The sequence below is a fragment of the Streptomyces sp. NPDC003697 genome, from assembly GCF_053587115.1.
Genome location: NZ_JBSFNN010000077.1, coordinates 18,966 through 32,831 on the forward strand (window position 1 = coordinate 18,966; position 13,866 = coordinate 32,831).

At 68.9% G+C, this 13,866-nt stretch carries 12 protein-coding genes; 3 read left to right on the forward strand and 9 right to left on the reverse strand.

Features of this window, described 5'->3' with window-relative positions; genetic code table 11:
• Window positions 1-1,239 precede the first annotated feature (1,239 nt).
• The gene (locus tag ACWDNY_RS24965) at window positions 1,240-1,689 is read left to right on the forward strand and encodes a MarR family transcriptional regulator (RefSeq protein ID WP_451648020.1); all 450 of its coding nucleotides are present in this window, start codon (window positions 1,240-1,242) and stop codon (window positions 1,687-1,689) included.
• A gap of 47 nt (window positions 1,690-1,736) precedes the next feature.
• Window positions 1,737-1,994, forward strand: a complete 258-nt coding sequence (locus tag ACWDNY_RS24970; RefSeq protein ID WP_402125489.1) for a replication initiation protein, RepL2 — start codon at window positions 1,737-1,739, stop codon at window positions 1,992-1,994.
• A 561-nt stretch (window positions 1,995-2,555) separates the two neighbouring features.
• Here the strand turns inward: ACWDNY_RS24970 and ACWDNY_RS24975 are convergent.
• From ACWDNY_RS24975 to ACWDNY_RS24995, 5 genes are all read right to left on the reverse strand, one after another.
• Complete coding sequence (locus ACWDNY_RS24975) at window positions 2,556-3,005, reverse strand: hypothetical protein (RefSeq protein ID WP_451648021.1); 450 nt, start codon at window positions 3,003-3,005, stop codon at window positions 2,556-2,558.
• 961 nt (window positions 3,006-3,966) lie between these two features.
• Entirely contained in the window at window positions 3,967-5,367 is a 1,401-nt protein-coding gene (locus ACWDNY_RS24980; RefSeq protein ID WP_451648022.1) for an NAD(P)/FAD-dependent oxidoreductase, read from the reverse strand.
• On the reverse strand, window positions 5,360-6,550 hold the full coding sequence (locus tag ACWDNY_RS24985) for an MAB_1171c family putative transporter (protein WP_451648023.1): 1,191 nt from the start codon (window positions 6,548-6,550) through the stop codon (window positions 5,360-5,362). The genes ACWDNY_RS24980 and ACWDNY_RS24985 overlap by 8 nt, the downstream gene beginning before the upstream one ends.
• Window positions 6,547-7,152: a toxin gene (locus ACWDNY_RS24990; RefSeq protein ID WP_451648024.1), complete on the reverse strand. Its 606-nt coding sequence runs from the start codon at window positions 7,150-7,152 to the stop codon at window positions 6,547-6,549. The genes ACWDNY_RS24985 and ACWDNY_RS24990 overlap by 4 nt, the downstream gene beginning before the upstream one ends.
• Window positions 7,149-7,496 carry a hypothetical protein gene (locus tag ACWDNY_RS24995; RefSeq protein WP_451648025.1) on the reverse strand — a complete coding sequence of 116 codons (348 nt, stop codon included), beginning with the start codon at window positions 7,494-7,496 and terminating at the stop codon, window positions 7,149-7,151. Before ACWDNY_RS24995 ends, ACWDNY_RS24990 begins: the two co-directional genes overlap by 4 nt.
• 30 nt (window positions 7,497-7,526) lie before the next feature.
• Here ACWDNY_RS24995 and ACWDNY_RS25000 point away from each other — a divergent pair, with 30 nt between their 5' ends.
• Window positions 7,527-7,943: a hypothetical protein gene (locus ACWDNY_RS25000; RefSeq protein ID WP_451648026.1), complete on the forward strand. Its 417-nt coding sequence runs from the start codon at window positions 7,527-7,529 to the stop codon at window positions 7,941-7,943.
• A gap of 1,046 nt (window positions 7,944-8,989) precedes the next feature.
• Here ACWDNY_RS25000 and ACWDNY_RS25005 read toward each other — a convergent pair.
• From ACWDNY_RS25005 to ACWDNY_RS25020, 4 genes are read right to left on the reverse strand one after another with little or no spacing between them, the layout of a single operon-like run.
• Entirely contained in the window at window positions 8,990-11,230 is a 2,241-nt protein-coding gene (locus tag ACWDNY_RS25005; protein ID WP_451648027.1) for a prolyl oligopeptidase family serine peptidase, read from the reverse strand.
• Window positions 11,227-12,213, reverse strand: a complete 987-nt coding sequence (locus tag ACWDNY_RS25010; protein WP_451648028.1) for a hypothetical protein — start codon at window positions 12,211-12,213, stop codon at window positions 11,227-11,229. The genes ACWDNY_RS25005 and ACWDNY_RS25010 overlap by 4 nt, the downstream gene beginning before the upstream one ends.
• Window positions 12,210-12,830: a flavoprotein gene (locus tag ACWDNY_RS25015; protein ID WP_451648029.1), complete on the reverse strand. Its 621-nt coding sequence runs from the start codon at window positions 12,828-12,830 to the stop codon at window positions 12,210-12,212. The genes ACWDNY_RS25010 and ACWDNY_RS25015 overlap by 4 nt, the downstream gene beginning before the upstream one ends.
• On the reverse strand, window positions 12,827-13,792 hold the full coding sequence (locus ACWDNY_RS25020) for an LLM class flavin-dependent oxidoreductase (protein WP_451648030.1): 966 nt from the start codon (window positions 13,790-13,792) through the stop codon (window positions 12,827-12,829). The genes ACWDNY_RS25015 and ACWDNY_RS25020 overlap by 4 nt, the downstream gene beginning before the upstream one ends.
• Window positions 13,793-13,866: the final 74 nt, after the last annotated feature.

The window sequence follows — 13,866 nt, forward strand, 5'->3', positions numbered from 1 at the left end:
CCGGCAACAGGGACACGAACAAGGAGAGGTGGCGGCAGTACTGCGCCGTCGCCTCCACCACCGCGAGCGTGGCCGTGGGCACGTCTGTCTCACCGAGCAGGCGCAAGACGGTCGCCTCACGGGTCAGCAGGCCCTCCGCGTGCCGAACGAAGAAGTGCTTGACGAAGGAACGCAGGACGAGTGAGCGCCGACCACCCGGACCGCGGAGGTCCAGGCGGCGCATCTCCGACGCCCAGCCGCCGCGCAGCCGCACAACCTTCTTCGATGCACTCCGCCTTGGACAGCCCCTTCCCGATCCGCCTTTTCAGCAGCTTCGACACGGGTGATCAGCTGCGCGCAACTTGTTTGCGCTCTCCGGGCATGGACGCGCTGGGTCGGTAGCTCCTCAGCCCTTGCGGGCTTGCGGTGCCCCGACGAAATCCCCACCCGCCGTCGGCGACTGCAGGCCCTCCGTGTGTGGGCATGCAAGGAAGACGTGGCTGGGACCGGGAAGGGGTTGTTCGAGGCACACGCGCGCCTGCTAGGTGAACGGCTGGCATCGTCGTGGCTGACTTTCGGTGGTGCGGGTCGAATGGGGGTGGTCAGTGCTTGATGCCCCGGAGCCGGAACAAGGCAGTGGTGCCAGCCCTCGGTGTCCGTCCCTTCTGTGAGGCGCCTTCGTCCAGAGGGCTGAGAAGGGGCTTGGTGAGACTGAGGAGCCAGCGCCCGAGGAACTGTTCCTCGTAGGGAACACGTACTGCGGTGGGGCGAAGCACACGCTTGAGGCTTGTTCCCGTTGGTATCCGGGCCTCAGGTGTAAGGGGAGAGAGCGCACCCCCGGTTAAGCCCCTGACCTGCGTAAACAACACTGCTCACCACGATCAGGGTGACTGGCAGGCAGATCCCCGAACCGGCATGGGCGATCGGTGGAGCCGAGTGCACAGATCTCTCAGTCGTGTCACCCAGTCCTGGCAACCCGTGAGGGCGACTCACAGGACCGTGACAGCGTCTGTAGGGACCGGTACCGCGGTTGCAGGATCTGAGCACCCAGTTCTCACAACCCGTGCAGATTGACGTGACGTTAATGTCTCGAGCCCTTGTGACGACTGGAGCGGGTGGAGGAACGTGGTGACCGTCCGGCAGGAAACCCGGACTTCAGGCGTGGTTGATTGCCTTTCTGCTCATGTACGTTAAGTTCATCTGGTCGGCCTCACGGCCGTCATCCTGAACCGTCCATGAGCTCGCCGCACGGGGGGTCTGTTGGGAGCAGTACGCAGGCTGGTCGACGCCGAGACAGGCGAGTCGATCCCTTACGCGCCGTATGCCTTCTCAGGGAGGCATACGCAGGTCGACAAGGCACGCGTGGCAGCGATCACCGAGTCGAAGGCGTTCACGCCCAGCCAGAAGTTCCTCGTCCTGTGGTGGATCGGTGTCTCCCCTGAAGGCATGGAACCACTGCGGGCGACCGGTGCGGACATCGCCAAGCAGGTGGGGATGTCCACAGATGCCGTCGGTAAGATCAACAGGAAGCTGGCCAAGCACCGCATCCTGATCGTGCGTGGCCGTATCGGCAACTACAACTTCTACCGAATCAGTCCCTACATCGCATTCCATGGCACAGGGCTTGAGCAGCGAGAAGCCGTAAAGACGTGTAACCCGCCGGACATCCCCGGCTTCGATGCCACGACCGCACGGTGGGAGGCCCAGTGAAGGACGACAAGCAGACCAACCTCGAACTGCTCGAGGCCACGGCCGGCATGACCGCCAACCAGCGCCTCGTCGTCATGCTCTACGCCCTGCACCCGACTGACCGGTCCGGAGCGGTCCTGGAGACGGCTGCCAAGCTGGCCAAGCTGGTCGGCATGGCAGCACCAGTCTTCTCGCGCACCCGCAAGCAGGTCATCGAGGCCGGCTGGCTGGAAGAGACCGAGCGGATCGGGCACATCAGGTACTACCGGCTCGACCCCAAGCGACTGGGCGAGAGCGTCGTCGTCCCCCTCCGCCGCGCAACCTGACCCGTCGCACGGACCGCATCTCATTGACGTGACGTACATGAGATGCGGTCCGTGAGACGTCCTTCATGAACGTCACGACAACGGCAGCCCATGTCCGCCCCTCCCTCATGCCGGGCACCTCACCCGACTGGCGTGCCGGACGTCCAATGCCAATCTGGAAGTCCTCGGTAGCAGACCTGGACAAGGGGTCCCGCGCGCCCGCCCGCACGTGTGGTCAAGGGGTCGGTCGGCGCACCGGTGCGGTGCGGGAGATCAGGTGCGGCGCAGCGGGCGCGTGCGAGAGTGCCGAGCTGTGGCGCCGGGTGCAGTCACTCCGAGGCGCACCTGGTGCGCACTACGCGATGGTCGGGCGCACCGGGGTGCGCATCGAGGGACTGGCCTACTCCCACTGCCTCCAGCTGGCACGGGGTGTCGGCTATGTCCTTATATAGTCCTTGGTGGGAAACTGCGCGGCGAAGTCGGTGACCGCGGAGCGACCGCCTCCGCCATGTCCGGCCCGGTCCTGCGTCCGGATCCGCACGGTGATGGTGTCGTGCGGACGGACAACTTTCTGGCCGGTTGTTACATGGCGTGTGTGCCGTCGAGCACGGCCACGGTCCAGGAGATACCTGAGCCGTGGAGTTTTACGGACAGGTGCTGCGGAGTGCCAGGGTCGATGTAGACACGGCCGACGGTTATTGGGGTACCGCATGTGATCTTGCTCTGGTCGTCGTCCTTCGACCCGTACTGGATAGTCACGCTGCCCTTGCCGGTGCATCGTCCGTGAATGGTGTAGACGTTGCCGGCCGGTGTGAAGGCAGGCAGGCTCTTGTCGCTGTTGCCTTGGGTTACGGGCAGGAGGAAGTCAGGCTGAGAAGGTAGGGCGAGCGGGTCGCCGGGGCTCGGATGGGGCGCGGGGGTGTCCGTAGAAGTGGACGAGGAAGAGGTCGGGCGGGCTTTGCCCTCGTCGTTGTGTGAGGTGCACGCGGACACCACCAGGACGAGCAGCAGGATGGGCATGGTGCGACGCATGCGGAATTCTCCCTGGGAGAAGGGCGAGTGCGCCCCGGCCGAGGTGGCCGGGGCGCTTGGGCACGAGGTGCCTACTAGTGGATGGCCCAGCCCTCCCTGTACGGGGCCCAGACGGTCGCGTACGTCTTGGCGCTGGTCGCGCAGTTGCTGTAATGCGTGTAGCTGTAGCCGTACACGTTTTCCTTCATGATGCCGTAGTCGCCGTAGACTGTGGAATGGGCCTTGACCTTGCCGCCCGTCTCGATGCCGAGTAGTCGATGGCGGACGACCTGTTGTTCTGGACGAACGTTGAGTACTTGCAGGGTGGGAGCAGCGGTTCAATCCGGGCCCACAAGTCGTCGTCCACGATCCACGGCCGAGTCGTCACACGACACGAACAGCCGGTTCATCACATCGGTCACGCCCGACCAGGGCAAGTCGGCAAGATCCTGTTACGAGCTCGTAGCGCCTGCAAATCGTTGTTGGTGATGAGACCATCAGCAACGATGACCGGCAGGGCAGTGGCAAGCCGGACAGCGAGTGGGAACTGAAGCTGCTGCAGAACCTGCGCCAACGGTGAGGGTGGATCTGCCCTCGTAGGATGTCCAATTGCCCCGTCCCCGGCAGCTGCTATGCCGGGGACGAGGCGTTTCCGCGGGAGCTGGCCTACAGCTCGATCTCGACGTGCTCCGGTGAACTCCACGCCCGGGCCGTGCGCGCGGGTGTCCGGGTTGCTGGATTGTTCTTCACCCCGACGCCAGCCGACCGCCACCGATGCTGACATCGTCGCCCGGATCGATACTCTCCGCCGTGCCGGGATTGGTCGGCGTCTCGAATCGCCTTCGAGCTCCAGGCCGACGGCGTCTCGATCAGTCGCCGCACGGTGCCGCGGCATCTGGTAGCGCAGGTGGTAGGGCCCCGTACGTGACTCGTACTCGTACAGGGCCCTAGGGTTGCCCATTGGGCGAGGACGATCTTGCGGTCAGGAGGTGGCGGCCGCGCGCTCGTCGTCCCTCAGGGGCGGTGCGGGCAGGAACGGGCGCTTCGGTCCAAAGGCCATGGGGATGAGCATGTCCGGGGAGAACAGGCGGGTGGCCGGCTTCTCCATGCTCATCACGTCCAGCAGGGCTCCCAGGGCGCGAGGGTGGCGAGCGCCGGTGGCCACGGCCCGGTCGACGAACCGGGCGAGGTAGCGCTCCACGGCGGTGGGCGGCGTGTCGGTGGCGCCCGGGTAGAAGGCGTCTTGGCCGACGGCCAGGTCCCAGGCGGCGGAGACGGGGCGGGCCGCGGCGCGTTGGAGGCGTCGGGCCGTGCCGGGCGCCGTGAGCGGGGTGGAGCGTAGGACGTCGCGGACGGCGAGGGCGCCTTGGGCGGCGACGGTGAGGCCGTGCCCGTAGACGGGGTTGTACCCGGCGATGGCGTCGCCGAGGACGGTGAAGCCATCGGGCCAGCGGGTGAGCTTTTCGTAGTAGCGGCGTTGGTTGGCGGTGCTGCGGGTGGTGGTGACGTCGCCCAAGGGGTCGGCGTTCTTGAGCAGCTCCCCGATGATGGGGTCGCCCAGACCGAGAGCGAAGTCGAGGAAGGCGTCCGGGTCGGCGGTGGGTTCGCCGCCGCGAGTGCCGGAGAGGGTGACGATCCAGCGGCCGCCCTCGATGGGCAGGATGATACCGCCCTGGCCGGGCGCGTGCGCGGGGTTGGCCTGGACGTTGATGAGCGGGAAGTCGCTGCCGGCGGTGGTGCCGGGGGCCCGGTAGAGGCGGGTGGCGTAGGCGACGCCGGCGTCGACCTCCCGCTCGGTGACGCGGGGCAGGCCGAGGTCCTCGAGCCACTGGTGGGCGCGGGAGCCGCGGCCGGAGGCGTCGACGACCAGGTCGGCGGCAAGCTCCAGTTCCTCGTCGCCGGTGCGGACGTGGACGCCGGTGACGCGGCCGGCGTCGCCCTCCAGGTGCAAGGCGGTGGTGTCCTGGCGCAGGGTGATCCGCTCGTCGGCGAGCACGTGCTCGCGTAGGACGGCGTCGAGGAGGTCGCGGGAGGCGACAAGGTTGCGGTGATGCGTGAACGTGAACCGGCGGAACCACACCTCGTTGGGGGCGCGGGAGACCATGTCGGCCATGATGTGCGCAAGGCGGCCGCCGCGGGCGACGACGTCGTCGACGACGCCGGGCACCAGGTCGTTGAAGGCACGTACGCCGCCGCTCCAGACCATGTGGGCGTGCCGGGCCTGGGGGACGCCGCGGCGGGGCTCCGGGCCGGCGGGAAGGGTGTCGCGTTCGATGATGGTGACGTCGGCGAACTGGGTGAGGGCGGCCGCCGCGAAGAGGCCGGCGGCGCTGGCGCCGATGACGAGAGCGGTGGGCCGCTGTCGGGTGGCTATGTCAGGCATGTGCGGTCACGCTCTCTGTGCGGTTCATCTGGCCACGGATGCGGTCAAGGGTGCGGGGGCGGTACAGGGCTCGGGCGATGGCGTTGAGGTGGTCCGTCACATCGGGCCCGATCTGCGGCGGCTGGTCGCTGGTGTGGTGCGGGGCCTTGTCGCGGTAGGCCTGGCCGGCGTCCTGCAGAGCGATGGCACCTGCGATACCGCGCGCGGCCTCGTCGTCGTGGCCGGCACGGGCGGCCGTAAACGCCGCCTTGTGCCCCGCAGGGTTGAAGAAGGGGGCGAGGAGTCGCAGCGCATCGTGGATCCGCTGTTCGCGCTGCAGCAGGCGCAGGTCCGCGGGTGCCAGGAATCCGATGCGCGCGGTGGCCGCGGCCGGCCTGACGACGCGGACGATGCGCCACAGAGACCCCAGACGCACGTACTCGGCGTGGTCACCGCTCCACTTCTGGAGGAAGGGCCCGGCCTGTGGGGCGAGGAAGCCCAGCGCCACGAGGACAGCCTCGAGGAGGGCGAAGGGCGGGGCGGCCCTGGTGCTCAGCCAGTCGAGATTGTGGCCGGTCCAGCGGGCGGCGACGGCGATCAGTTTCGTGGTGTCGAAGACGAGACCGGAGGCGTAGCCGACCTGCAGGAAGACGACACCCGTCTTGAGCCACCGGTGGGTGACCTCGGGGAACCACTTCCACAGCATGAAGGCGGCGATCAGAGACGACACCATGTGTGCGAGCAGGTAGAGCAGGGTGTGTTCCCGCATCCACAGCGTGCTGGCGTAGTAGGTGTCCAGGTCGTAGATCCGCGGTTCGGGGACGTCGGCCAGGAGGAACGTCACCCAGAGGGCCACGATGATGCCGGCGTAGATCCAGTAGATGGCGATCATGCGGCGGCGGCGCCGCTCCGAGGGGGGCTCCCTCCAGCGCATGATCATCGTCAGTCCGGTGGCGCAGAAGGCGGTGAGGAACGAGTACGCCCACGGTGCGGCGATGTTCGGGGCGCCGGTCCAGACATTGAGCCGGTCGATGTTGACCGGTGTGATGACGACGAGCACGGCCGTGGCGCACGCCAGGAGGATCGTCGTCGCTCGTACGTCCGGGTCGCGCCAGGCCCTCACCAGGGTGGGGAACTTGACGACCAGGGCGACCGCCAGGAGCGCGGTCGGCAGGATGTAGGGGATGTGGAAGTGAGGGCTCACAGGATGCGTCCACCGCGGGCGAGGAGAGACAGGTTCAGGCGGCCCTCAACGGTGGCTGCGCTGGGCGGGCTCTGCGCATAGCGCCCGATCATCCAGGTACGGACCTCGCGGCCGAACAGAAGGCCGAACGTCTCGGCGTCGACCTCATGGGTGTCGACGGACTCGGCTCGAGCTGCGACGGCCAGGAGGGCGTCGCGTGGTACCTCCCCTTCGCTGAGGATCTGCTCGACGGCTCGCTGCACGGCATCGGGCGTCTGGTCGACGGGTGCGCGGGATGCGGCCGATACGCCGGCGACGTGGTGGCCGCAGTCGCCGTTCTCCTCGTGCCATAACTCGTGACCGAGGATGACCAGTTGCGCCTCGGGCGCCATGTTCCCCTCGACGACGATGACGGAGCTCTGGCCGAGGTCCAGGCGCACGCCGGACACGGCGATGTCCACCGGGAACGCGCGGAAGACGAGTTGGATCGGGCGGCCGGTCCGTGCGGTCATCGCCTTGCAGAACTCCTCCATGACAGCCCTGGGTTCAGCTGGCCGCTGGATTGCCTTCCCCGCTTCCTTGCCCAAGGCCGAGAGCAGCCCCTTCATTGCGCGGGTACTCATTGGGGCGTGCCTCCCTCGGTCGGCATGACGGACTTGATGACGCCAGCGAGGAGCGTTTCGAGCTGTTCGGGTGTCAGGGTGCCGTGGTGCCGCATGTCTGCCGCCACGACTCCGTACCGCTGCATGAGGGCTTGGACCGGGTCGGTGGCGGGGTTCTCGTACTTCTCGAGTCTGCTCTGCAGTACCCGGTTGAGGGAGCCGGCCGGCGTGGCGGTGAAGAAGGCTTCTCCGCCTTCGACCTTGAAGAACTCCGCGAGCCCGTGCAGCAGTGGGACGTTGGGCATCTTCTGCCCGTTGAGGAGCTTGCGCGCCCACACATCGGAGATGTCCAGGGCCGCGACCACCTCTGAAACGAGGTCACTCGACCTTTTTCGGTGACCGAAGGGGTGCGGTTCCTGCAGCAGCTCGGCCTCAAGCACCCGAAGCTGATGCTCACTGGCAAGCCGTTGCAGGATCAGGGCCTGATCGTCGACGAACTTTTCCGGCTCGGTTGGCAGGATGAGGTCCTGTGGGAGCTGCTGACCCGGCCGCTTCCCACCCCCCTGCGCAAGGACGTCAGCGCCGTCTTGGCGAAGCGGCTGCAGGATGCCCTGACCTCTCCCGTGCCTGGCCCGCGCCGCACCTGGGAGAACGATCCAACGCCGATGCCGCAGCAGTACACCGACGGTGCGGACCCGGTGAGACGGCGCCGCTACGAGTGCGAGGGCAACAACGGTCTGTGCGGCCGCTGGGTGGAGGTAGAGGGCGACCTGTGCTCCCAGTGCGCGCGGACGCCGCAGCCCGCATGGTGAGTCTCACCGAAGGCGGCGGCGCCTGCCCTGCAGAGCCCTTGGGCGGGCGGTCAGTCGGTGTCGCGCATGCGGCCGGCGGGTCGTTAACGCGGCCCAGTGGCGGTCCCAGTACCAGCCGACGGACCGTCCGCCCTGGCGGTCGATCACGGCGTAGGGGCAAAGACGACCGTGGGAGCGCATGTTGTCCGTCGGCCGGTCTTCGACGACGAAGCGGGCGGGCAGCTCCTCGTCGTCCGGGCCGCAGAGGTGGGCGAACCATTCGGCGATGCGTGCCGTGTCGACGTGGACCGGCGGTGGCGGGGGAGCGGGCCGCCGGCGCCCGGGCGGAGGCAGCAGAAGGTCAGGACTCACCCCGAGGTCTTCCAGGAGCGTGTGTAAGTAGTTGAGGTGCAGTGAATGCCGGTGAGATTGATCTTGAGTTGGCCGGGGTGTGCTGCGTAGGGCAGCGGTCTCATCCTCCTCGGGTTCAGGCCAGGGGACGTGTTCCCCGGGGCGGTGGTCCCGAGGAGGCCGGGACCCTTCCACTGGTTGGGACGGACAGCCGGCGGACAGCGAACACGGACTTGATCGCGGCCCTGCGCCGCGGGTAGGGCCAGCTGGACGAAGTGAGCCGACCACTCGCCCGCCGCCCGGGCCGCCCCGGCGCCGCGCCGCTGCAGTCGGTTCTGCAAACGCTCGAAGGCGAGCCTGCCCGCTTCCCAGACGACCAACTCACCGTAGCGTCAGGAGGAAACGAGGCCGCCACATCAGTGCCGCGCCTCGAACGTAGCATGCACCACTCGGCCCGCATCCACGGAGATCAGGGCCCTGGACCCGTCCCACTTGGGCTCGCTGGCCCACCTCGGCCGCAGAGCAGGATCAAGCACGGGAGTGGCCAACATCGGCTCCGGCAGCGTCCACGTCACGCACGATGCCTTCCACCGCCGGGCCATCGGCTGCCCGGGTGACTGCCACGGGCCGGACCCAGCTGGGTCTGGCCCGTGGTCAGGGCGAGGGGCACTCCCGACTTTGCTGCAATCGGCGCCGTTCCTCGGCTGGTCAGCCGGTCACCGGGTCACGCGCGCCCTCTCTGGTGCTCCGAGCGGAGTTCCTGCACGATCTGGTGACGGACTACCGGCGCAGTCACCGGCCACTTGCCGGGTCGGTCCGCCCGGAAGGGACAGGCCCGCCTGCCAGGCCGCGAAGGACAACTGGTCCACCGAGAGTTCGGCGATGCGAGTCATGGCGCGTGCCCCATGGCCGACGCCGGGCTCTACGCGCAGGAGGATCAGTCCCCTTCCGTCGCCGGTCGGCGAGGGCCCGACGGCATGCTGGAGAGCCGCGCACATTTTTCGAGCGTGCAGAGGATCCACCACGGCGTCCCCCTCGGAGACCGTCAGGAGGACCGCCGGGTAGTCGGTTCCCTCGCTGACCCGGTGATAAGGGGAGTAACCGAGGAGCCAGCCCAATTCCTCGCGCACTGTCGCGGAGCCGTATTCCGTGGTCCAAGACGCGCCGAGACCGTGGTGTTCGTAGCGCACCATGTCCAGGACCGGTGCCGCGCACACGACCGCTCGGTACCGATCGGGGCGCTGGGTCAGCGCGGCGCCGACCAGCAGACCGCCGTTCGACTCGCCGCTGATCACCAGCTGAGACGGGGTGGTCCAGCCCTGTTGGCAGAGGGCCTCGGCGGCCGCGTGGAAGTCGTCGATGGACTTGCGCTTGCGGTCCCGGGTGCCCGAACGGTGCCAGTCGGCCCCTTCCTCGCCACCGCCTCTTACGTGAGCGACCGCGTAGACACCGCCGGCCTCGACCCAGGCGACGACCTCAGGGTTGTAGACAGGGGTGTAGGACAGGCCGAACCCGCCGTAACCGTAGAGGATGGCCGGGCGCGGCTCCCGGCTCCCGCCGTTCGTGTCCCCGCCGTGCGGTGCGAGGACGGTGATCCGTACAGGTGTGCCGTCCGCTGAGGCGCACGTGATCTGTCGCATCGTGCCGACGGTCCGGTCGGTTGCTTCGAACTGGTGTCCCGGCGGGGTCGCCCATACGGTCGTCGTGCGGTCCGTGGCGTCCCAGCGGAAGACGGTCACGGGAGTGAACGGGTCGGTGTAGGTGAACCACGCCTCGTGGCCCTTGCCCCGGATCTCCCCCACCGTCCCGAGGCCCGGCGTCGGGATGGTCTCGAGATGTGTCCCGGTCTCCAGGTCGTGCACCGTGATCTCGCTGACGGCGTGGCGGCTCCGGACGACCAGGAGGAGCGCTCGGTCCAGGCCCGGGCCGTCCAGGAGAGTGAAGTGGTCCAGCCGGGCCTGCGGGTCCTCGGGGAGGAGTTCCTTCCACGTGTCGGGCGGCGCGCCCAGGGTCTCCAGTTCTTCGAGGTCGACGGTCGCCAGCCGTCCGCGGGGCGCGTCATGGTCGGTGTGCAGGTACAGGGTTCCGTTCCGGCCGACGACCGCATTCGTGTGAGCGTCGATGCCTGTCTGCACCGGTACGAACGCCGGCGCCTCGGGACCGTGCTTCGTGATGTCCGCGATCCATATGTCGTTGCGGCGTACCGCGCCGACGGCGCGCGTCACGATGAGCCGGCCGCCGTCCGCACTGACACTGACCGTGTACGAAGCCGTCTTCGCGCCGTCGGACCCGAAGACGAGCCGATCCTCGGTGTCGGGGTCCGTGCCCACGCGGTGCAGGTGGACACGCCGGTGGTAGCGCTCCTCACCGGGTGGTACCGCGTGGGCGGGCAGGCGTCGTACGTAGTAGAAGCACTCGCCGCCGGGTAGCCAGGCGATCGGGGATTGCCGGCAACGGGAGACGGGGCCCTCGATCAGGGCGCCTGAGTCGACGTCCAGGACATACAGCAGGCTGCCGTCGTCTCCCCCGGTCGACACTTGGTAGACGAGCCGACGGCCTTCCCGGTCGGGATGCCAGGTGTCCAGCGTGGTGCGTCCGGTGGGGTCAAGGACCATGGGGTCGAGCAGGACCCGTTCGGTGCCGTCTGGGTCCACCGTGTGCAGGACGGCGTGCTCCTGTCCCGGGCGGCGCCGCATGAAGAACTGCCGCGCCCCCCGCCACACCGGAGGACCGGTCACGCCGAGGGACAGCAGTGCTTCCATCCGGCCGCGTAACCAGTCGCGCCCCGGCAGGTCGTCGAGGGCGGCATGGCGCAACCCGTCCTGCGCGGCCAGCCACGCGAGGGACTCGGCGCTGCCGGCCTGTTCCAGCCACCGATACGGGTCGGCGATGCGGTGCTCGAAGAGGTAGTCCACCACGTCCTCGCGGCGCGCTGCCGGATGGCGCAGACGGTTCATCGCACGCCTTCCCGTTCGTCCATGACGTCCGCGGCTGCCATGGCATCCGCGGCTTCCATGGCGTTCGCGACCAGGGACGTATATCGACGGATCTCCGCTTCGTCCCAGGTGACGAAGAGGCAGAAGTCGTGGAGGTGCAACAGCGAGCGCAGCACGGCGGAGCGCTGGACCAGCCCGTCGCAGGACCGGCCGTACCCGCTGAGGAAGGACTCTTCCAGCCGCTCCCAGTCGGCCTCGGGGCGGTGCAGTCGGGCCGAGAAGAAGCGCAGTTCCCGGAGCTCCGCAAGGACCCAGCCGACGTCCCACTGCCAGGGGGCGACACCGACGTCCTCACCGGTGATCAGTCCATGGTGGGTGCCGCGAACCTCGGCGGGCACCAGCAGTCCGAGACCGGGAGCACCGTGGACCAGTGCGCGCGGCACGGCCACCGGCAGCTCGTCCAGCAGCTCTTCGACACGGCGCCAGCGCGATGTGCCGAGCCACTCCCGCAGGAATCGGTGGAGTTGCGCGCCACGGCCGGCTGCCGGCGTGTCCGCCCATGAGCGCAGTCTGCGCCATGCGCCCGGGACCGCGTCGGCCTGGCTCTGCGTCGGCAGAGGTGCCATGTGAAGCGCCCGGAGCGTGCGGCCGAATCCGTACAGCACGTCGTGCGTGCTCGACGTGTCGTCCGGCGCACTCGGGGGGTCGCCGGACAGCAGCGACTCGGCCAGGGATCTGCGTCCGGGCAGCGGGTAGTGCAGTCCCCCTTCGCTGCCGTACGTGCGCGGCAGGACACACCGGACTCCGGGGCCGCGATCGATGGCCGGGGGGTGTTCCAGCGCCGTCAAGGCGGTCAGCAGCGCGCGAGGAGGCTTCTGCTGCGGTCCGGATCGAGCCGCCCCGGGAGTACGGATCCAGGTGAAGCGGCTGCCTTGCGCATCGGCCAGCACCTTGGTGCGTACGAGTGCGCTCCCGTACTCGGCCACGACGGTTCCGCCGGTCATCGTTCCTCGCCTTCACCCGGCCCGGCCGCAAGCTCCCTGTGGCACGTCTCGATAAGGCCCAGGAGGGTCGGCAGCGCGGCGGCGGTGGACCGCTCGACGCGTCCCGTGGTCACACTGCGTCCCAGCTCGGGCTCCGCCACCACCACATGGGGGCGGGCGCGCAGTGCGGCCAAGTGGGAGCGGAAGGCGTGGCTCTCGTATCCGCCCGGCGGGAGGGCCGGAGCCAGTCCGATCGGCGCGGTGGTGCACTGGAGCGCCAGCATCACGGGCGTGTCGGCGAGTCCGAGGGCCAGCCGGCTGACGAAGTGGAAGGTGGCGGGGAAGACGGCCACCGCCTCGCACCAGTCGGCCAGCTTCACATGAGGGGCGGTCACCTGCGGTTCTGTGGGCCATGTGTCGTGGATCAGCGGCTTGCCCCCGATGGCGGTGAGCGCGGCGGGCGCGACGAACGTGGTGGCCTGACGGGTGAGCGCAACTCTCGTCTCGATGTGGGGGTAGCTCTCGCGCAGCCAGCCCAGCCAGCCCGGGAGCGAGGAGACCCCGAGCGCGCCCGTCCCCACCAGGAGCAGGCGCCGGAAGCTGAGGTCGGGCAGTGTCGACTGGCCGCCGTGAGTCATCGCACGCTCCTCTGCGCCGCGGTAATGGTGCCGAGCGCGTCCAGCGATGCACGTGTTCCGTCGATGGTCTGGATGCCGATCGCGCTGAGCACCACCTCGTCGGCCCCGGCCGCCTGATAGGCCGCGACCGCCCGGAGGATGTCGTCCGCGCCGCCCACCGCCACCGTGCCGCTGTCGAGCAGCCGGGCCGCGGCCTTCGGCAGGTCCTGCGGGTCGACCTCGATTCCGGCGCGGCGGAGCATGTCGGCGTAGTGCGGGGCCTGGAGGTGGGCCTGCGAGGCGGCGAGCGCGATCCGCTCGTGGTCGCGGCCCGGGGCGTCGAGCGAGACATGGACGACGGCGGCCACGCGCGGTCGGGGACGATCCGCGCGCTCCGCTCCCCTGGCCAGCGCGGGGACGATCACCTCCGCCAGGTAGCTGGGGGGAGCGAGCCAGGTGATGGCGACGTCCGCCAGCTCTCCGGCCAACTCGGCCATCCGGGGCCTGAGCACCCCCAGGCCCAGTTCGACGCGCGGAGTGTCCATGGCCACGAGAGCCCCACCCATCGCGTGGTACTCGCCGACGAGGTCGACGACCTGTCCCGCCAGGAGATCGCGGACGATCGTGCCGTACTCGCGCACTGCGGTGAGCGGACTGTCGTAGCCCTGCCCGCGCAGTGACCGGACGAACGGGTCCGGCCCGGTGCCGAGCCCCGCGACGAACGGCTGTCCGGTCAAGGCTGCGAGGGAGCGCGCCTGAAGAGCGGTCTGGAAGGGGTGGCGCAGTGGCATGAGGGTCACGCTGGTGCCCATGGGGATCCGGGCGCCGGCGCCGGCTGCGTGGGCGAGCGCGGAATGCGGCTCGATCAGGAGCGACTGACCGGTCCACAACCGCTCGGCGTCTCCTTTGCGGACGATGTTCGCGAACGGCAGCAATTGTTCGCCGGACACCGGCATGAAGGGAAGGAGAATCGACGTGCTCATTTCTCGGTGCCGCCCCCTGGTTCCTGGTCTTCCGGGCTGGACAGCCGTGCGGTCGGCGGCACAGCCGCCGACCG